The 18,395-nt window shown below is 63.0% G+C and carries 16 protein-coding genes; 8 read left to right on the top strand and 8 right to left on the bottom strand.

The genetic code is table 11. The features are described from left to right. Positions 1-94 precede the first annotated feature (94 nt). The gene (gene trxB, locus AC1RMG_RS07805; RefSeq protein ID WP_011059299.1) at positions 95-1,057 is read right to left on the bottom strand and encodes a thioredoxin-disulfide reductase; all 963 of its coding nucleotides are present in this window, start codon (positions 1,055-1,057) and stop codon (positions 95-97) included. 310 nt (positions 1,058-1,367) lie between these two features. Between trxB and cysZ the strand changes: the two genes are divergently transcribed. Together cysZ and AC1RMG_RS07795 are read left to right on the top strand one after the other, a co-directional pair. Beyond that, positions 1,368-2,117, top strand: a complete 750-nt coding sequence (gene cysZ, locus AC1RMG_RS07800) for a sulfate transporter CysZ (RefSeq protein ID WP_011059298.1) — start codon at positions 1,368-1,370, stop codon at positions 2,115-2,117. A gap of 45 nt (positions 2,118-2,162) precedes the next feature. Further along, positions 2,163-3,443 (top strand): glycosyltransferase family 4 protein, encoded by a 1,281-nt coding sequence (locus AC1RMG_RS07795; RefSeq protein ID WP_493168877.1) that lies wholly within the window; start codon positions 2,163-2,165, stop codon positions 3,441-3,443. Here the strand turns inward: AC1RMG_RS07795 and AC1RMG_RS07790 are convergent. The 3 genes from AC1RMG_RS07790 to AC1RMG_RS07780 all read right to left on the bottom strand — a co-directional run bounded on the left by AC1RMG_RS07790 (position 3,440) and on the right by AC1RMG_RS07780 (position 5,820). After that, positions 3,440-4,543, bottom strand: coding sequence for an NADH:flavin oxidoreductase (locus AC1RMG_RS07790; protein WP_011059296.1), 1,104 nt, complete (start codon positions 4,541-4,543; stop codon positions 3,440-3,442). The genes AC1RMG_RS07795 and AC1RMG_RS07790 overlap by 4 nt on opposite strands. 187 nt (positions 4,544-4,730) lie before the next feature. Next, the gene (locus tag AC1RMG_RS07785; RefSeq protein WP_015634175.1) at positions 4,731-5,213 is read right to left on the bottom strand and encodes a glutathione peroxidase; all 483 of its coding nucleotides are present in this window, start codon (positions 5,211-5,213) and stop codon (positions 4,731-4,733) included. Positions 5,214-5,334: 121 nt separating this feature from the next. Beyond that, positions 5,335-5,820 carry an FKBP-type peptidyl-prolyl cis-trans isomerase gene (locus tag AC1RMG_RS07780; RefSeq protein WP_011059294.1) on the bottom strand — a complete coding sequence of 162 codons (486 nt, stop codon included), beginning with the start codon at positions 5,818-5,820 and terminating at the stop codon, positions 5,335-5,337. On the opposite strand from AC1RMG_RS07780, the gene AC1RMG_RS07775 reads away from it, so the two are divergent. From AC1RMG_RS07775 to yihG, 3 genes are read left to right on the top strand one after another with little or no spacing between them, the layout of a single operon-like run. After that, on the top strand, positions 5,789-6,127 hold the full coding sequence (locus AC1RMG_RS07775; RefSeq protein WP_011059293.1) for a DUF3565 domain-containing protein: 339 nt from the start codon (positions 5,789-5,791) through the stop codon (positions 6,125-6,127). The genes AC1RMG_RS07780 and AC1RMG_RS07775 overlap by 32 nt on opposite strands. Before the next feature lie 56 nt (positions 6,128-6,183). Next, positions 6,184-8,283 (top strand): phosphate acetyltransferase, encoded by a 2,100-nt coding sequence (gene pta / locus AC1RMG_RS07770; protein WP_019096051.1) that lies wholly within the window; start codon positions 6,184-6,186, stop codon positions 8,281-8,283. Beyond that, the gene (gene yihG, locus AC1RMG_RS07765) at positions 8,284-9,189 is read left to right on the top strand and encodes a 1-acylglycerol-3-phosphate O-acyltransferase, YihG family (RefSeq protein WP_015634172.1); all 906 of its coding nucleotides are present in this window, start codon (positions 8,284-8,286) and stop codon (positions 9,187-9,189) included. 120 nt (positions 9,190-9,309) lie between these two features. Here the strand turns inward: yihG and cysN are convergent, their stop codons facing one another. From cysN to AC1RMG_RS07750, 3 genes are all read right to left on the bottom strand, one after another. Continuing rightward, the gene (gene cysN, locus AC1RMG_RS07760; protein WP_011059290.1) at positions 9,310-11,208 is read right to left on the bottom strand and encodes a sulfate adenylyltransferase subunit CysN; all 1,899 of its coding nucleotides are present in this window, start codon (positions 11,206-11,208) and stop codon (positions 9,310-9,312) included. 9 nt (positions 11,209-11,217) lie between these two features. Continuing rightward, positions 11,218-12,135 (bottom strand): sulfate adenylyltransferase subunit CysD, encoded by a 918-nt coding sequence (gene cysD / locus AC1RMG_RS07755; RefSeq protein WP_011059289.1) that lies wholly within the window; start codon positions 12,133-12,135, stop codon positions 11,218-11,220. A gap of 224 nt (positions 12,136-12,359) precedes the next feature. After that, positions 12,360-13,118, bottom strand: coding sequence for a Nif3-like dinuclear metal center hexameric protein (locus tag AC1RMG_RS07750; protein WP_019093347.1), 759 nt, complete (start codon positions 13,116-13,118; stop codon positions 12,360-12,362). A 102-nt stretch (positions 13,119-13,220) separates the two neighbouring features. On the opposite strand from AC1RMG_RS07750, the gene algW reads away from it, so the two are divergent. From algW to AC1RMG_RS07735, 3 genes are all read left to right on the top strand, one after another. Further along, entirely contained in the window at positions 13,221-14,375 is a 1,155-nt protein-coding gene (gene algW, locus AC1RMG_RS07745; RefSeq protein WP_011059287.1) for a Do family serine endopeptidase AlgW, read from the top strand. An 85-nt stretch (positions 14,376-14,460) separates the two neighbouring features. Further along, the gene (locus tag AC1RMG_RS07740; protein ID WP_262212877.1) at positions 14,461-16,566 is read left to right on the top strand and encodes a TonB-dependent siderophore receptor; all 2,106 of its coding nucleotides are present in this window, start codon (positions 14,461-14,463) and stop codon (positions 16,564-16,566) included. A 12-nt stretch (positions 16,567-16,578) separates the two neighbouring features. After that, positions 16,579-17,307 (top strand): DUF4198 domain-containing protein, encoded by a 729-nt coding sequence (locus AC1RMG_RS07735; protein ID WP_011059285.1) that lies wholly within the window; start codon positions 16,579-16,581, stop codon positions 17,305-17,307. Between the two features lie 33 nt (positions 17,308-17,340). Here AC1RMG_RS07735 and hisC read toward each other — a convergent pair whose 3' ends face one another. After that, complete coding sequence (gene hisC, locus AC1RMG_RS07730) at positions 17,341-18,393, bottom strand: histidinol-phosphate transaminase (protein WP_011059284.1); 1,053 nt, start codon at positions 18,391-18,393, stop codon at positions 17,341-17,343. Between the last annotated feature and the right edge of the window lie 2 nt (positions 18,394-18,395).

Below are 18,395 nucleotides of genomic sequence, written 5' to 3'. Positions count from 1 at the left end.
AAGGCTCGAGGGCCTGTTCGCCGGCAAGCCGGCTGCTACCGTGCAACACCCATAAAAAAACCGGCTTGCGCCGGTTTTTTTTATGGGTGGCAAATCAGAACGAAGCGTTCTGCAGGCCGTCCAGGTAACGCTCGGTGTCCAGTGCCGCCATGCAACCGGCGCCGGCCGAGGTGATGGCCTGGCGGTAAACGTGGTCGGCCACGTCGCCGGCAGCAAAGATGCCCTCGACGCTGGTGGCGGTGGCATTGCCGTCACGGCCGCCCTGCACGACCAGGTAACCGTCCTTGAGGGTCAGCTGGCCTTCGAACAGCGAGGTATTCGGGGTGTGGCCGATGGCGATGAACACGCCGTCGACCTTCAGCTCGTCGAAGCTGCCGTCGTTGTTCTTCAGGCGGGCACCGGTCACGCCCATGTTGTCACCCAGGACTTCGTCCAGGTTGGCATTGAGCTTGAGGATGATCTTGCCTTCGGCCACCCGGGCGTTGAGCTTGTCGATCAGGATCTTCTCGGCGCGGAAGGTTTCGCGACGGTGGATCAGGGTCACGGTGCTGGCGATGTTGGCCAGGTACAGCGCTTCTTCAACAGCGGTGTTACCGCCACCGACCACTGCCACCGGCTTGTTGCGATAGAAGAAGCCGTCGCAGGTGGCACAGGCGGAAACACCCTTGCCCATGAACGCTTCTTCCGAAGGCAGGCCCAGGTAGCGAGCGCTGGCACCGGTGGCGATGATCAGGGCGTCGCAGGTGTAGGTCGCGCTGTCACCGGTCAGGGTGTAGGGCTTGGCTGCGAAGTCCACGGCATTGATGTGATCGAAGACGATTTCAGTCTCGAAACGCTCGGCGTGCTCGCGCATCCGCTCCATCAGGGCCGGGCCGGTCAGGCCGTGCACGTCACCGGGCCAGTTGTCGACTTCGGTAGTGGTGGTCAGCTGGCCACCGGCCTGCATGCCGGTGATCAGCAGCGGCTTCAGGTTGGCACGGGCGGCATAGACGGCGGCGCTGTAACCGGCAGGGCCGGAACCGAGAATAATCACACGCGAATGGCGTACTTCAGACATGACTCACTCCTATCGACCGGCCCGGCTAGCCTGGCGCGGAACGCCGGATTGCCGGCTGGAATAAAAAAGGACGGCGAAACCTTGGGGAAGGCTTGAACTCGTCCGTCCAAAAAATAATGGGTGAAGCGTATAGAGGGGGCGAAGATTAAGGAAATACGGTTTAACAATCCAGCTCATAGGCGGTCTCTATCCTCAGGAGGCCTATTTGAAAGGGTCTTTGTTACCGTTGATGTCGACCGCTTCGCCGTGCTTTCGCCCCCAGGACAAAGCCGGTAAGGTCGGCGCGTTTTCATTCTGCTCGGAGCGCTCTATGCCCGCCCCTGTCCTGTCCGGCCCGCAATACCTGCGTGAAGGCCTGAAGCTGGTCCTCAGCCCCGGCCTGCGCCTGTTCGTGCTCCTGCCCCTGGCAATCAACCTGGTGCTGTTCGTCGGATTGATCTATTTCGCCGGCCATCAATTCAGCCTCTGGGTCGATGCGCTGATGCCGTCCCTGCCCAGTTGGCTGAGTTTCCTCAGCTATGTCATCTGGCCGCTGTTCGTGGTGCTGGTGGCCTTCATGGTGTTTTTCAGCTTCACCATGCTGGCCAACATCATCGCCGCACCCTTCAACGGCTTCCTCTCGGAAAAAGTCGAAACCGTGGTGCGCGGCACCGATGATTTCCCGCCCTTCAGCTGGGGTGAGCTGATTGCCATGATCCCCCGCACCCTGGCGCGGGAAATGCGCAAGCTCGGCTACTTCCTGCCCCGGGCCATCGGCCTGTTCATCCTCTCGCTGATTCCGGTGGTCAACCTGATTGCCGCGCCGCTGTGGCTGCTGTTCGGTATCTGGATGATGGCTATCCAGTACATCGACTACCCGGCGGACAACCACAAGATGAGCTGGCAGGACATGCTCGCCTGGCTGCGCCAGAAGCGCTGGCAGAGCCTGGGCTTTGGCGGCATCGTCTACCTGGCGCTGCTGATCCCGCTGGTCAATATCCTGATGATGCCGGCCGCCGTGGCCGGTGCCACGCTGTTCTGGGTGCGTGAACGCGGGGTGGAGAACCTGCCGGCCAAATAAGGCCGGGGCGTCATAAATCCATCATCGCAAGGTCACAATGGCGACATGGCCTCAGCCGACACTGAGGCCATGACGACAGCTCTGCATATCACCCTCATCACTGAAACCTTCCCACCGGAAATCAATGGCGTAGCCAATACCCTTGGCCGCCTCTGCGAGGGCCTGCGCGCCCGTGGGCATCAGGTTGAGCTGGTGCGCCCGCGCCAGGGTTGCGACCAGAGCCGGGCCAGCGACGAAGCCCTGCTGCTGTGCCGGGGCTGGCCGCTGCCGGGCTACCCGGGGCTGCAATGGGGCCAGTCGTCGATGCACAAGCTGCTGCGACGCTGGAAACGCCAGCGCCCGGACGTGCTCTATATCGCCACCGAGGGGCCGCTGGGGCTGTCTGCGCTGCGGGCCGCCAAGCGCCTGGGAATCTCCGTGGTCAGCGGCTTTCACACCAACTTCCAGCAGTACTCCAGCCAATATGGCCTGGGTTTGCTGACCCGCCTGCTGACCCACTATCTGCGCTGGTTCCACAACCGCTCGCAACTGACCCTGGTACCCAGCGCCAGCCAGCACCTGGAGCTGGAGCGCCGGCATTTCGAACGCCTGGCCCTGCTGTCCCGGGGCGTCGACAGCCAACTGTTCCACCCGGCCAAGCGGCTCGATACGCTGCGGGCCGACTGGGGCCTGGGCGCCGATGACCTGGCGGTGATCCACGTTGGGCGCCTGGCGCAGGAGAAGAACCTGGGCCTGCTCAAGCGCTGCTTCGAACGCCTGCAGGCGACTTATCCACAGCGCAGGATGAAGCTGATCGTGGTGGGTGACGGCCCGCAACGTGGGGCTCTGGAAAAAAGCCTGCCCGAGGCCCTGTTCTGTGGCAGCCAGCGGGGCGAAGCCCTGGCCGCCCACTACGCCTGCGGGGATCTGTTCCTGTTTCCCAGCCTCACCGAAACCTTCGGCAACGTGGTGCTGGAGGCTCTGGCCTCGGGGCTCGCGGTGGTGGCCTACGATCAGGCTGCCGCAGCCCAGCATATACGCCATGGCTACAACGGCGTGCTGGCCATGCCCGGCGACGAAAGCGCCTTCTGCGACGCTGCCAGCTGGCTGCTGGAAGAACCGGAAACCTTGCGCCGGGTACGCCTCAACGCCCGCCAGCATGCCAGCCGCCAGGGCTGGGCCGCGGTTATCGAGCAGTTTGAAGATCGCCTGCGCAGTGCCTGCGAGCACGGGCAGGCCGAGGATTACGAAGGGCTTATCGAAGCGACGGTCAAACCCCGCAGCGCCGTGGAGACACTCGGCACGGCAAGGGGGCTGCCCCCCTCGCCGCCCGGAGCAGGCAGTTAAACCAGGGTCGTCAGCGCGTCACGGCTGAACGGCAGGATGTCCTGCTCGCGACCTTCACGGACTTTCTGCGCCCAATCCGGATCCACCAGCAGTGCACGGCCCACGGCCACCAGATCGAACTCGTCGTTGTTCAGACGCTGCAGCAGGTTTTCCAGGCTGGCCGGCTGCGCCACCTTGTCGGTGTTGACCATGAACTGCAGGAACTCGCCGTCCAGGCCGACGCTGCCCACGGTGATGGTGGGCTTGCCGGTGAGTTTGCGGGTCCAGCCCGCCAGGTTGAGGTCGGAACCTTCGAACTCCGGCTCCCAGAAGCGGCGGGTCGAGCAGTGGAAGATATCCACACCGGCATCCGCCAGCGGCTTGAGGAAGGCCTCCAGAGCTTCCGGGGTCTGCACCAGGCGCGCGCTGTAGTCCTGCTGCTTCCACTGGGAAAAACGCAGGATGATCGGGAAATCCGGACCGACGGCAGCCCGCACGGCCTGGATCAGCTCAATGGCGAAGCGCGAGCGCTGGGCCAGGTCGCCACCGTATTCATCGGTACGCTGGTTGGTGCCTTCCCAGAAGAACTGGTCCACCAGGTAACCATGGGCGCCATGGATCTCCACGCCGTCCATGCCGATGCTCTGGGCATCCTTGGCGGCCTGGGCGAAGGCTGCGATCACCTCCTGGATGTCCTGGTGGGTCATGCCGTGCACCAGCACCTTGCCGTCCTTGAGCTTCTCGGTGGGGCCGTAGCCGGGCACGCTGGCGTCCGGCTCGGTGCCCAGGCGCCGCACATTGCCCACATGCCAGAGTTGCGGGACGATCTTGCCGCCTTCGGCGTGGACCGCATCCACCACCTTCTTCCAGCCGGCCAGGGCCGCCTCGCCATGGAACTGCGGCACATTGGGGTAACCATTGGCAGCCTGGTGACCCACCGTGGTGCCCTCGGTAATGATCAGGCCGACACCCGCAGCAGCGCGGCGGCGGTAATACTCGATGACCTTGGAGTTGGGCACGCCACCGGGGGAAAACGACCGGGTCATTGGTGCCATCACCACGCGGGTCGGCAGTTCCAGCGCGCCGAGTTGAAAGGGTTTGAACAAGGCTTGAACAGGCATGCTGCGCTCCGAGAAAAAGGCTTGAGTCGATATTCGACGCACAAGACTGCGCCGGGTACCGGCCCCGGCGCACTTATGATGAGGATAATATTCCCCCCTCAATGCGCTGCACAGCATTATTGATTTGAGTGATTTAGATGCAAAAACGCCGCATTGAAGCGGCGTTAAACAAGGGCCCGGCGCGGGTTCAGCTCAAGGCTTTTTCAATCGCCTGGATCACTGTCGGATCATCGGGAGCGGTACGCGGCGAGAAACGCGCCAGTACCCGGCCGTCCTTGCCCAATAGGAATTTCTCGAAGTTCCAGGTGATGTCCCCGGGAAACTCGGCGCCTTCGCCCGCCAGCAGGCGGTACAGCTGATGGCGCTCGGGACCGTTCACGTCCAGTTTGCTGCTCAAGGGAAAGGTCACCCCGTAGTTGAGGCTGCAAAATTCCTGGATCTCCTGCTCGGTGCCCGGTTCCTGCCCGGCGAACTGGTTGCAAGGCAACCCCAGCACGCTGAATCCCTGGGCCTTGTATTGCTGGTAGAGATTCTCCAGCGCCGCATATTGTGGTGTCAGACCACATTTGGAGGCGACGTTGACCACCAGCACGACGTGCCCCTTGAAGGGCGCGAGCGGCAGCTCCTGACCATCCAGGGCTTTCAATTTAAGGTCGTGAAAAGCACTCATGACGAACTCCAAATTCCTGTGTTCTTACAGAAAACAGCCTCTCGACAGTACAGCCAAAAGCCGCGGACTAAAAAGGCGCCCTCGGGCGCCTCTCCAGTAAGCTTGAGCTTAGCGCAGAAAATCAGTGGTGATGGCCACCTTCGCCATGGACGTGACCATGAGCGATTTCTTCCTGGCTGGCGTCACGGATGGCAACGATCTTGACCTGGAAATTCAGGCGCTGACCGGCCAGCGGGTGGTTGCCGTCGACGGTAACGTCGTCGCCGTCCAGGTCACGGATGGTCACGATCTGCATCTGGCCGTCCGGAGCGGAAGCGTGGAACTGCATGCCCACTTCCAGTTCGTCGACGCCTTCGAACATGCTGCGGCTCAGGGTGCTGACCAATTCGGCAGCGTATTCGCCGTAGGCATCTTCAGGTTCTACGGAGACTTTCAGTTCGTCACCAACTTGCTTGCCTTCCAGGGCCTTTTCCAGACCAGGAATGATGTTACCTGCGCCTTGCAGGTAAACCAGCGGGGCGCCGCCGGCAGAGCTGTCGATGACCTCACCAGCGTCGTTGGTGAGGGTATAGTCGATGGAGACAGCCTTATTGGCGGCGATCAGCATGGGGCGGGACCTTTTGCATAAGAATGAAGAACGTCCAAGTTTAGCGAAGCAATCGCTCGAAAGCGAACGGAACCCGGACCAACGGAACGTGAAAAATCACTCGACAATCTGCGGTTTTCATCAGGATGAAGAAGGCCATTGGGTGGCTGAACTGTCCTGCGGGCATACCCAGCACCTGCGCCACCAACCGCCCTGGCAGTCCCGGGCCTGGGTCCTGGAGCCGCAGTTGCGAGCCAAAAAAATAGGCCAGCGCTTTGCCTGCGGCTGGTGTGCTCAAGCCCCGGATAACGATAACCTTAGCGCCTGACTTCAGGCAGACGGCCAAAGACCGTCGCCTTTGCCATGCACCTTCTGAGAATTCGCATGCAAACTTTTTTCATCGCGCCCACCGATTTTGGAGTGGGTCTGACCTCCATCAGCCTCGGGCTGGTGCGTACCCTGGAACGGGCTGGCCTCAAGGTCGGCTTCTTCAAACCCATAGCCCAACCTCACCCCGGTGACACCGGCCCCGAGCGTTCCACCGAACTGGTGGCGCGCACCCATGGCCTGAAACCGCCACAACCCCTGGGCCTGGCCCATGTGGAGCGGATGCTCGGCGACGGCCAGCTGGATGAGTTGCTGGAAGAAATCATCACCCTCTACCAGCAGGCGGCCATCGGCAAGGATGTATTGATCGTCGAAGGCATGGTGCCGACCCGCAGCGCCAGCTATGCCGCCCGGGTCAACCTGCACCTGGCAAAAAGCCTGGATGCCGAGGTGATCCTGGTATCCGCCCCGGAAAACGAAGTGCTCACCGAGCTGTCCGGACGGGTCGAGTTGCAAGCCCAGCTGTTCGGCGGCCCGCGGGACCCGAAAGTGCTGGGGGTGATCCTCAACAAGGTGCGCACCGACGAAAGCATGGAGGCGTTTTCCGCGCGCTTGAAGGAACATTCGCCCTTGCTGCGCAGCGGCGACTTCCGCCTGCTGGGGTGCATCCCCTTCCAGCCGGAGCTCAATGCCCCGCGTACCCGGGACGTGGCCGACCTGATGGGCGCCCAGGTGCTCAACGCCGGCGACTACGAAAGCCGGCGCATGACCAAGATCATCATTTGCGCCCGCACCATGCGCAATACCGTGGAACTGCTCAAGCCCGGCGTGCTGGTGGTGACCCCGGGCGACCGTGACGACATCATCCTCGCCGTGAGCCTGGCGGCCATCAACGGTGTGCCCCTGGCCGGCCTGCTGCTGACCAGCGACACCCTGCCCGACCCGCGGATCATGGAGCTCTGCCGGGGCGCCCTGAACGCCGGCCTGCCAGTGCTTTCGGTGAGCACCGGATCCTACGACACCGCCAACCAGCTCAATGGCCTGAACAAGGAAATTCCCATCGATGACCGCGAGCGCGCGGAAATCATCACCGACTTCGTCGCCAGTCACCTGGACGCCAACTGGCTGCACCAGCGCTGCGGCACCCCACGGGAAATGCGCCTGTCACCTGCGGTGTTCCGCTACCAGTTGATCCAGCGCGCCCAGCAGGCCAACAAGCGTATCGTCCTGCCCGAAGGCAGCGAGCCGCTGACCGTGCAGGCCGCCGCCATCTGCCAGGCCCGAGGCATCGCCCGCTGCGTGCTGCTGGCCAAGCCCGAGGACGTGCACGCGGTGGCCCGGGCCCAGGGCATCGAACTGCCCGAAGGCCTGGAGATTCTCGACCCGGACCTGATTCGCCAACGCTACGTGGAGCCCATGGTGGCCCTGCGCAAGAGCAAGAGCCTCAACGCTCCCATGGCCGAGCAGCAGCTGGAAGATCCGGTGGTGATCGGCACGGTGATGCTGGCCCTGGATGAAGTCGATGGCCTGGTTTCCGGGGTCATCCACTCCACCGCCAACACCATCCGCCCGGCCCTGCAGTTGATCAAGACCGCGCCGGGCTGCAGCCTGGTGTCCTCGGTGTTCTTCATGCTGTTCCCCGAGGAAGTGCTGGTGTATGGCGACTGCGTGATGAACCCGCACCCCAGCGCCAGCGAGCTGGCGGAAATCGCCCTGCAGAGCGCCGACTCGGCAGCCGCCTTCGGTATCACCCCGCGCGTGGCGATGATCAGCTACTCCAGCGGCGACTCGGCCAGCGGCGAGGAAGTGGAGAAAGTTCGCGAAGCCACTCTGCTGGCCCACGAAGCCCAGCGTTCGCTGCTGATCGACGGGCCGTTGCAATACGACGCCGCGGCCAACGAAAACGTCGCCCGGCAACTGGCCCCCAACAGCCAGGTCGCGGGCAAGGCCACGGTCTTCGTGTTCCCTGACCTCAACACCGGCAACACCACCCACAAGGCGGTGCAACGCAGCGCCGATTGCGTGAGCCTGGGGCCGATGCTGCAAGGCCTGCGCAAACCGGTGAACGACCTGCCCCGGGGCGCCCAGGTGGACGACATCGTCTACACCATCGCCCTTACCGCGATTCAAGCCGCCAACCGACCTATGGATGTCTAAATGCTGGAATTCCTACCTGCCGTGGTGCGCGGAATCATCGCCTCGCTCCTGTTGGCGCTGAACACCATCCTGCTGTGCTCGTTCCTGTTCTGCGTGGCGTTGGTCAAGGCCCTGCCGTTCGCCCTCACCCAGCGCTTGAGCCTGTGGCTGATGAACCACACCCACGAAGCCTGGATCAGCAACAACAAGGCCTGGATGCAGTTGGTATGCCGTACCCGTTGGCACGTGCAGGGCCTGGAAGGCCTTGATTACCAGCACTCCTACCTGGTCACCAGCAACCACCAGAGCTGGGTCGACATCATGGTCCTGCAGTACGTGCTCAACCGGCGTATCCGCCCCCTGAAGTTCTTCCTCAAGCAGGAGCTGATCTGGGTGCCGGTGATTGGTCTGGCCTGGTGGGCCCTGGGCTTTCCGTTCATGAAGCGCTACTCCAAGGCGTACCTGGAGAAGCACCCGGAAAAGAAAGGCAAGGACCTGGAAACCACGCGCAAGACCTGTGCGAAGTTTCGCAACAACCCGGTGGGCATCTTCAACTTCGTCGAGGGCACGCGCTTTACCGACGCCAAGCACGCCCAGCAGCAATCGCCGTTCCGCTACCTGCTCAAGCCCAAGGCCGGCGGCATCGCCTTTGTCCTGGATGCAATGGGCGAGCAACTGCAGTCGATCATCGATGTGACCATCCACTACCCGGCGGGCCGCCCCGGTTTCTGGGACCTGCTGTGCGGCAGGGTCAAGGATGTGGTGGTGCGTTTCGAAGAGGTGCAGATCCCGGCGCAGTTCCTTGGCAAGAACTACGAGCAGGACACGGCCTATCGCCAGGAATTCCAGGGCTGGATCAACCAGCAGTGGCTGGACAAGGATGCGCTGCTCGAAACGCTGCATCGGGAGTATCCGGCAAGACCCTGAGGGCCTTTTCGCTGGCAAGCCAGCTCCTGCAGTCCTGCACCCTACTTACCGGCGAACGCTATCTGAAGCGCACAAAAAAGCCCGCAGCCGATCACTCGGCTGCGGGCTTTTTGCTATGGCTTAGATCGCGCCGCGGCTGCGCAACAGGTCCAGCACCTGCTTGACGCTTTCTTCCAGCGACAGCGACTGGGTGTCGATCACCAGATCGGCATTCAGCGGCACGTCATAGGGGAAGGACTCGCCCGGGATGTTATCCCCGCCGGCCGCGTACAGGCCCTGCGGATCACGCTCGGCGCACACCGCAGGCGATGCCTGGACGTAGACCGTCAGCAGACGCTCCTTGCCGATCAGGTCCTTGGCCTGCTCGCGCCCTTCGGCACTCGGTGCCACGAACGCCGCCAGGGTCAGCAGCCCGGCTTCGTTGAACTGACGGGCCACATGGGCCGCGCGCCGCCAGTTCTCGGTACGCCCGGCACGGTCCTGGGGCAGGCCCTTGTTCAGGTCATGTCGCAGGTTCTGGCCATCGAGCACATACACCGCGCGCCCCATGTCGAACAGCTTGCGCTCGACCGCGTAGGCCAGGGTGCTCTTGCCCGCACCCGACAGGCCGCTGAACAGCACGGTAGCCGGTTGCTGGCCGAAACGCTGGGCACGCTCTTCGGTGGCTACATGAGCCAGCTTGCCGTGTTGGGTGACGCTGCCATGGGCCACCGGCTGGGCGATGATCATGCCGGCGCCGACGGTGCCGTTGGTCAAGCGGTCGATGACGATGAAAGCACCGGTGGTGCGATTGCTTTCGTAACCATCCAGGGCAATCGGCGCGTCGAGGCTGATCTTGACCTTGCCGATCTCGTTCAGTTGCAGCGCGCTGGCCGCGCCCTCTTCCAGGGTGTTCACATCGACCTTGTGATGGATGCTGGCAATCGAGCCCGGCACATAGCTGGTGGCGCGCTTGATGTCGTACTTCTTGCCCGGCAGCATCGGCTCTTCGGCCATCCATACCAGCATGGCTTCGAAGCTGTCGGTGACCGGCGGCACGTTGTCGGCATGCACCAGCAGGTCGCCGCGGGAGATATCGATTTCATCTTCCATGGTCAGGGTCACGGCCTGGCCCGGGCCGGCCTGCTCCAGTTCACCTTCGAAGGTGACAATGGACTTGACCCGGCTGCTCTTGCCCGACGGCAATACGACGATCTCGTCGCCCTTGTGCACGATGCCGCTGGCCAGGGTGCCGGCAAAACCACGGAAGTTCAGGTTCGGACGGTTGACATACTGCACCGGGAAACGCAGGTCGGTGAAGTTGCGGTCGCCGGCCACTTCCACGGTCTCGAGGATTTCCATCAGCGACTGGCCGGTGTACCAGGGCGAGCGCTCGCTCTTGTTCACCACGTTGTCGCCCTTGAGCGCCGACATTGGCACGAAGTGCAGGCTGGTGGGCTGCAGCTTCAGGCCCTTGGCGAACTTCAGGTAGTCGGCCTTGATCGATTCGAACACGCCTTCATCGAAGTCCTTGAGGTCCATCTTGTTGATGGCCACGACGATGTGCTTGATGCCCAGCAGGGAAGCGATGAAGCTGTGGCGACGGGTCTGGGTCTGCACGCCGTAGCGGGCGTCCACCAGGATGATCGCCAGGTCACAGGTGGATGCACCGGTGGCCATGTTGCGGGTGTACTGCTCATGGCCGGGAGTGTCGGCGATGATGAACTTGCGCTTGGCGGTGGAGAAATAGCGGTAGGCGACATCGATGGTGATGCCCTGCTCACGCTCGGCCTGCAGGCCGTCGACCAGCAACGCCAGGTCGATGTCGTCACCGGTGGTGCCGACCTTCTTCGAGTCCCGGGTGATGGCTTCCAGATGGTCTTCGTAGATCATCTTCGAGTCGTGCAGCAGGCGCCCGATCAGGGTGCTCTTGCCGTCGTCGACGTTACCGCAGGTCAAAAAGCGCAGCAGCTCCTTGCGTTCGTGCTGGCCCAGGTACGCGAGGATGTCCTCGCTGATCAAATCAGATTGATGCGACATGACAGCCCCTTAGAAATAACCTTGACGTTTCTTGTCTTCCATTGAGCCGGCGCCATCGTGGTCGATGACCCGGCCCTGGCGCTCGGAAGTTCGCGTCAGGAGCATTTCCTGGATGATGTCCGTCAGGCTCTCGGCCTCGGACTCCACCGCGCCCGTCAACGGGTAGCAGCCAAGGGTACGGAAACGTACTTTCTTTTTGACGATGCGGGCTTTCTCTTCATCGGACAGATGCTCGAGGATGCGCTCGTCATCGATCATGATCAGGGTGCCGTTCTTCTCGATCACTTCACGCTCGGCGGCGAAGTACAGCGGCACGATCGGGATGCCTTCGAGGTAGATGTACTGCCAGATGTCCAGCTCGGTCCAGTTGGACAGCGGGAACACACGGATCGACTCGCCCTTGTTGACCTTGCCGTTGTAGACGTTCCACAGCTCGGGGCGCTGGTTCTTCGGGTCCCAGCGGTGCTTGCTGTCGCGGAACGAGTAGACGCGCTCCTTGGCGCGGGACTTCTCTTCATCGCGGCGGGCACCGCCGAACGCGGCGTCGAAACCATGTTTGTCCAGAGCCTGCTTGAGGCCCTCGGTCTTCATGATGTCGGTGTGCTTGGCACTGCCGTGGGTGAAAGGGTTGATGCCCTGGGCCACGCCATCCGGGTTGACGTGGGTGATCAGGTCCAGGCCCAGCTCTTCGACCATACGGTCGCGGAACTTGTACATTTCCTGGAATTTCCACTGGGTATCGACGTGCATCACCGGGAACGGCAGCTTGCCGGGGAAGAACGCCTTGCGAGCCAGATGCAACATCACGGCGGAGTCTTTACCGATGGAGTACAGCATCACCGGGTTGTCGAACTCGGCGGCCACCTCGCGGATGATGTGGATGCTTTCCGCCTCCAGCTGTTTCAGATGCGTCAGTTTGTCGACCATGGCTACTCACGAAAGCTTTCTTATGGACGGCCATCGGGCCGTGTTCGAGCGGGGCATGCTAGCACAGCGGCCTGCTTCTAATCAGGGAGCCAACTAGAACGAAACGGTATATGAATATACCGCTCCGTTAAGCCCCAGGCGCCGCTCTGCAGGAGCTGGCTTGCCAGCGAAGGCGCTTTCAAGCGCACCTTCGGGCTGACCGGCAAGCCGGCTCCTGCCGGGGGTCAGATGGGGTTGGGGCAGTCGATGAACAGGTGCTCCAGGGCAAAGCGCCGGGCCAGGTAGTCACCCAGGGCCTGGACGCCATAACGCTCGGTGGCGTGATGGCCGGCGGCAATGAAGCTGATGTCGTTTTCCCGGGCACTGTGGAAGGTCTGCTCCGAGGCTTCGCCACTGAGGTACAGGTCGACGCCGGCCTGCACCGCCTGGTCGATGTAGCCCTGGCCGCCACCGGTGCACCAGCCGACCCGACGGATCATCTCGCTGCCTTCGATCAGCAGCGGCTCTCGCCCCATTGCCTCTTGCACCCGGCGGGCAAAGTCCCGCGCGGTCATCGGCTCGCCGAGGGAACCCACCAGGCCGACGACCTTGGGGTTTTCCGGGTCCAGCGGGCCTTCCACGGTGATGTCCAGCTGACGGGCCAGTTGCACGTTGTTGCCCACTTCCGGGTGCAGGTCCAGGGGCAGGTGATAGGCCAGCAGGCTGATGTCGTGCTTGAGCAGGGTTTTCAGCCTACGCTGCTTCATGCCGGTGATGCAGGGGTTCTCGCCCTTCCAGAAGTAGCCGTGATGCACCAGCACCAGGTCGGCCTTGGCCTCCACCGCAGCGTCCAGCAACGCCTGGCTGGCGGTCACGCCACTGACGATGCGCATCACCTGCGGGCGCCCTTCGACCTGCAGGCCATTGGGGCAGTAATCGGCAATACGTGAACTGCCCAGGTAGCGGTCCGCTTCTTCCACCAGTGTGCTCAGGGCAACGGCCATAAAAGACTCCTAAATATCCCGTTCAGAGGCACGCGCGGCCTCGTATAATGCGCGACATTATGGGCCGTGCGCAGCCCTTCGTAACCACCCAGGACTTGCTCAATGCTCAAGGCTCTGCGTTTTTTTGGCTGGCCGCTACTGGCCGGCGTGCTTATCGCGTTGTTGATTATCCAGCGCTACCCGCAATGGGTGGGCCTGCCCAGCCTCGACGTCAATCTGCAGCAAGCCCCGCAAACCACCAGCACGCAACAGGGGCCGGTGTCCTACGCCGACGCCGTGGTGATCGCCGCGCCCGCGGTGGTCAACCTGTACACCACCAAGGTCATCAACAAGCCGGCTCACCCGCTCTTTGAAGACCCGCAGTTCAGGCGCTTCTTCGGCGACAACCTGCCCAAGCAGCAGCGCATGGAATCGAGCCTGGGCTCGGGGGTGATCATGAGCCCCGAGGGCTACCTGCTGACCAACAACCATGTGACCTCCGGTGCCGAGCAGATCGTGGTGGCACTCAAGGACGGCCGCGAGACCCTGGCCCGGGTGATCGGCAGCGATCCGGAAACCGACCTGGCGGTGCTCAAGATCGACTTGAAGAACCTGCCTTCGATCACCGTCGGCCGTTCGGAAAACGTCCGCGTCGGCGACGTCGCGCTGGCCATCGGCAACCCGTTCGGGGTCGGCCAGACCGTGACCATGGGCATCATCAGTGCCACCGGGCGCAACCAGCTGGGCCTGAACAACTACGAAGACTTCATCCAGACCGACGCCGCGATTAACCCGGGCAACTCCGGTGGCGCCCTGGTGGACGCCAACGGCAACCTGACCGGGATCAACACTGCGATCTTCTCCAAGTCCGGTGGCTCACAGGGCATCGGTTTTGCGATCCCGATCAAGCTGGCCATGGAAGTGATGAAGTCGATCATCGAGCACGGCCAGGTCATCCGCGGCTGGCTGGGGATCGAAGTGCAACCCTTGACCCAGGAGCTGGCAGAGTCCTTCGGCCTGGCCGGGCGCCCGGGAATCGTGGTGGCGGGGATCTTCCGCGACGGCCCGGCGCAGAAAGCCGGGATGCAACTGGGTGACGTGATCCTCAGTATCGATGGCGAACCTGCCGGCGACGGCCGGCGTTCGATGAACCAGGTGGCGCGGATCAAACCGACGGACAAAGTCTCGATCCTGGTCATGCGCAACGGCAAGGAACTCAAGCTGACGGCAGAAATCGGCCTGCGACCACCGCCCGCGCCCGTCAAAGAAGAAGAGTGAAGCTGGGCCCGGCCATGCCGGGCTAACAGCATACATTCTCATCAGTCATGTTATATTGTTTCAATATCGCTATTGGAACAGCCCCATGACGTCCCGAAGAATCCTCCCCTTGGCAGGCCTGACCCTGGGCCTGCTGGCAGATCCGCTGCTGGCCAAAGAACCTGAGCCGCTGGAACTTGAAACCACCCGTATCAGCACCGAATACGAATCCGCCACGGGCCCGGTCAAGGGCTACCGGGCCACACGCTCGGCCAGCGCGACGAAGACCGATACGGCGATCCGCGACATTCCCCAATCCATCAGCGTGATCCCCGCCAGCGTGCTCAAGGACCTGGGCAGCAACAACGTCGAACGCGCCCTGGAGTTTGCCGGCGGGGTTTCCAAGCAGAACAACTTCGGCGGGCTGACCCTGTATGAATACAGCGTGCGCGGCTTCACCACCTCGGAGTTCTACAAGGACGGCTTCAGCGCCAACCGCGGCTATCCCAGTACCCCGGACGCCGCCACTGTCGAGCGCATCGAAGTGCTCAAGGGGCCGGCCGCCAGCCTCTACGGCCGTGGCGACCCCGGCGGCACGGTGAATATCGTCACCAAGAAACCCCAGCCCGAAGCCTTCGCGACCTTGCAGACCAGTGCTGGCAGCTGGGACCGCTACCGCACCGCCCTGGACCTCAACACCCCGCTGGATGCCCAGGGTAACCTGCTGTCCCGGGTCAACCTGGCCGTGGAGGACAACCACAGCTTTCGCGACCACGTGGACAGCCGCCGGGTGTTCGTCGCGCCTTCCTTCAGCTGGCAGTTGAACCCGGACACCAGCCTGCTGCTGGAAAGCGAATGGGTGCGCCACAGCTCGACCTTCGACCGCGGCATCGTGGCCCCGAACAATCGCTGGAGCGGCGTCTCCCGCTCGACCTTCCTCGGCGAACCCGATGACGGCAACATCGACAACCACAACAACATGCTTCAGGCCACCCTGGAACACCACCTCAATGACAGCTGGAAACTGCGTCTGGCCAGCCACTACAAGGAAGGCAAGCTCTGGGGCTTCGCCTCCGAAACCCGACCGCTGAACGCCGACCGGCACACGGTCAACCGGCGCTACCGCGAGCGGGACAACAACTGGCATGACAGCATCACCCAGCTGGAACTGCGCGGCCTGTTCGACCTCGGCAGTTGGCAGCATGAACTGCTGATCGGCAGCGAATACGAGAACTACCGCAAGAACGAGCGGGTCACCAGCATTGCCGGCGGCGCCTATGCCATCGATATCTACGACCCGATCTACGGTCAGGCCAAGCCCAACGGCAAACGCTCTGGCACGGACTTTTTCGAGCATGTCGAAAGCCAGGCCCTCAACCTGCAGGACCAGATCATCTTCACTGACCGCCTGCGAGGCATGGTCGGCGCCCGCTTTGAACACTTCGAGCAAAAGATCGACGACCACACCACCGGCAAGCGCAGCCGCCAGAACCACGATGCCCTGACCCAGCGCGCCGGCCTGCTCTACCAACTGACCCCGCAGGTGGGGCTGTTCGCCAACGCCTCCACCTCGTTCAAGCCCAACAATGGGCTGGATGCGGGCGGCAAGACCTTCAAGCCCGAGGAAGGCGTCGGCTATGAAGTGGGGATCAAGAGCGAGCTGTTCGACGAACGCTTGAGCGCCACCCTCGCCGCCTTCCATATCGACAAGGAAAACGTCCTGGCCCTGGACCCCGGCACCGACGCCAGCCGCGCCGTGGGCAAGGCCCGCAGCCAGGGCTTCGACCTGCAGTTCAGCGGCCAGTTGACCGACGCGGTGCGCGTGATAGGCGCCTATGCGCTGATTGATGCGCAAGTCACCAAGGGCGACCCGGCAATCCCCGCCGGCAGCCGCATTCTCGGCGTGGCCAAGCACAGCGCCAGCCTGCTGGGGGTCTATGAATTCCAGGACGGCCGGCTCAAGGGCTCGGACATCGGCGCAGCCCTGACCTATGTCGGCGACCGCTCGGGCGAGGCCGGAGGCCGCTTCGAGCTGCCCGCCTACCGCACCCTGGACCTGCTGGCCCACTACAAGGCCAGCGACAACCTGACCCTGGGCCTGAACCTGAACAACCTGTTCGACGAGAAGTACTACGAACGCTCCTACAGCAACTACTGGGTCAATCCCGGCGAACCGCGCAATTTCACCCTCAGCCTCACACTCAACCTGTAGAAGAGAGCCGCCATGCACAGCCTCAAATCCATTGCCCTGCTGGGCCTGCTCGCCACACTGGGCGCCACCCAGGCCTCGGCCCACGGCCTGTGGACCGAACAACGACGCGGCAATATCGAAGTGATCTACGGCCACGGCGCCGAAGACGACGCCTTCAAGGCCAAGAAAATCAGCGGTGCCTGGGCCTATGACGGCGCGGCCAGAATGATTCCGGTGACCGTGCAACGCCTGGCGGACCACGCACGCCTGCAACCGCTCAAGCCGCCGGCGGTGCTGGCCGTGGCACTGGACAACGGCCCCTGGTCGCAAACCGCGGACAAGCGCTGGGTCAACCAGGGTCGCAGCAAGGTCCCGGGGGCCATCGCCTCGACTCACACCTACAAGTACAGCCTGGCGATCTATCAACCGGGAGCGAAGCTGCCCAAGCTGGAACAGCTCAAGCTGGTGATCCTGCCGGAAGTCGACCCGCTGACCGTCGGCCCGGGCAAGAACCTGCCGGTGCGGGTGCTGCTGGATGGGCAGCCCGTGGCCGGGGTGAAGTTGATTGGCGATTACCGCAATGCACCGAGCACCCTGAGCACCGAGACCGATGCCCAGGGACGTGCCCAAGTGCTGGTGAGGAACGAAGGCCTGAACGTGATTGCCGCAGAGCTGGAGGTAGCGCTCAAGGACAACCCGGATGTGGCGTCACGCGGCCTGTTCAGCTCCCTGACCTTCCTCGGCGAGCCGCACCACGAATAAAGGTACGGCCGCCTCGGAAGCCAGGCGCCTGGACTACAGCTCGCCCAGGCCGTCGATCAGCGCCTGGTTCTGTTCCTGTGTGCCGATGCTGATCCGCAGGAACTGAGCGATCCGCTGCTGCTTGAAGTGGCGCACTATCACCCCTTGCTCGCGCAGCTTGGCCGCCAGGCCGGCTGCGTCGTGCCGCGGGTGGCGGGCAAAGATGAAGTTGGCCGCCGACGGCAGCACTTCGAAGCCCTTGGCCTGCAACTGCGCCACCACCCATTCGCGACTGTCGATCACTTGCTGGCAGGTCTTGGCAAAGTACTCGCGGTCCTCGAAGGCCGCCGCCGCTCCGACGATCGCCAGGCGATCCAGCGGGTAGGAGTTGAAGCTGTTCTTGACCCGCTCCAGGGCCTCGATCAGATCCGGGTGCCCTACCGCCAGGCCCACTCGCAAGCCGGCCAGGGAGCGCGACTTGGACAGGGTCTGGGTCACCAGCAGGTTCGGGTAGCGATCCACCAGGCTGATGGCGGTCTGGCCGCCGAAGTCGATGTAGGCCTCATCCACCACCACCACGGAATCCGGGCTGGCCTTGAGGATCTGCTCCACCGCATCCAGGGCCAACAGGCAGCCGGTGGGCGCATTCGGGTTGGGGAAGATGATCCCGCCGTTGGGCCTGGCGTAGTCGGCCACGCGGATCTGGAACTGCTCGTCCAGCGGCACCGCTTCGTGCTCGATGCCGTACAGGCCGCAATACACCGGGTAGAAGCTGTAGCTGATGTCCGGGAACAGCAGCGGTTTTTCCTGCTGCAGCAGGCCGTGAAAAATGTGCGCCAGGACTTCGTCGGAACCGTTGCCGAGGAACACCTGGTTACCCTGCACCCCGTAGTAACTGGCTACCGCCTGCTTGAGCAGGTCACTGTTGGGGTCCGGGTACAGACGCAGGTTGTCGTTGAGTTCGGCCTGCATCGCCGCCAGGGCCCTGGGCGACGGGCCATAGGGGTTTTCATTGGTGTTGAGCTTGACCAGCTTGGTCAGCTTGGGTTGTTCGCCCGGCACGTAGGGCACCAGGTTCTTGACGAACGGACTCCAGAATTTGCTCATGT

The sequence above is a fragment of the Pseudomonas sp. GW822-FHT04H02 genome (assembly GCF_058800645.1).
The sequence above is the reverse complement of the archived record's forward strand: the minus strand, read 5'-3'. Positions and strand labels throughout refer to the sequence as shown.

Coding starts and splice junctions, on each gene's coding strand:
- AC1RMG_RS07790 (WP_011059296.1), bottom strand. CDS start 4,543: ATGCCTGTTCAAGCCTTGTTCAAACCCTTTCAACTCGGCGCGCTGGAA.
- AC1RMG_RS07750 (WP_019093347.1), bottom strand. CDS start 13,118: ATGGCCGTTGCCCTGAGCACACTGGTGGAAGAAGCGGACCGCTACCTG.
- algW (WP_011059287.1), top strand. CDS start 13,221: ATGCTCAAGGCTCTGCGTTTTTTTGGCTGGCCGCTACTGGCCGGCGTG.
- hisC (WP_011059284.1), bottom strand. CDS start 18,393: ATGAGCAAATTCTGGAGTCCGTTCGTCAAGAACCTGGTGCCCTACGTG.
- AC1RMG_RS07785 (WP_015634175.1), bottom strand. CDS start 5,213: ATGAGTGCTTTTCACGACCTTAAATTGAAAGCCCTGGATGGTCAGGAG.
- trxB (WP_011059299.1), bottom strand. CDS start 1,057: ATGTCTGAAGTACGCCATTCGCGTGTGATTATTCTCGGTTCCGGCCCT.
- yihG (WP_015634172.1), top strand. CDS start 8,284: ATGCTGGAATTCCTACCTGCCGTGGTGCGCGGAATCATCGCCTCGCTC.
- AC1RMG_RS07780 (WP_011059294.1), bottom strand. CDS start 5,820: ATGCTGATCGCCGCCAATAAGGCTGTCTCCATCGACTATACCCTCACC.
- AC1RMG_RS07740 (WP_262212877.1), top strand. CDS start 14,461: ATGACGTCCCGAAGAATCCTCCCCTTGGCAGGCCTGACCCTGGGCCTG.
- AC1RMG_RS07795 (WP_493168877.1), top strand. CDS start 2,163: ATGGCCTCAGCCGACACTGAGGCCATGACGACAGCTCTGCATATCACC.
- AC1RMG_RS07775 (WP_011059293.1), top strand. CDS start 5,789: ATGGAGACAGCCTTATTGGCGGCGATCAGCATGGGGCGGGACCTTTTG.
- cysZ (WP_011059298.1), top strand. CDS start 1,368: ATGCCCGCCCCTGTCCTGTCCGGCCCGCAATACCTGCGTGAAGGCCTG.
- pta (WP_019096051.1), top strand. CDS start 6,184: ATGCAAACTTTTTTCATCGCGCCCACCGATTTTGGAGTGGGTCTGACC.
- cysD (WP_011059289.1), bottom strand. CDS start 12,135: ATGGTCGACAAACTGACGCATCTGAAACAGCTGGAGGCGGAAAGCATC.
- cysN (WP_011059290.1), bottom strand. CDS start 11,208: ATGTCGCATCAATCTGATTTGATCAGCGAGGACATCCTCGCGTACCTG.
- AC1RMG_RS07735 (WP_011059285.1), top strand. CDS start 16,579: ATGCACAGCCTCAAATCCATTGCCCTGCTGGGCCTGCTCGCCACACTG.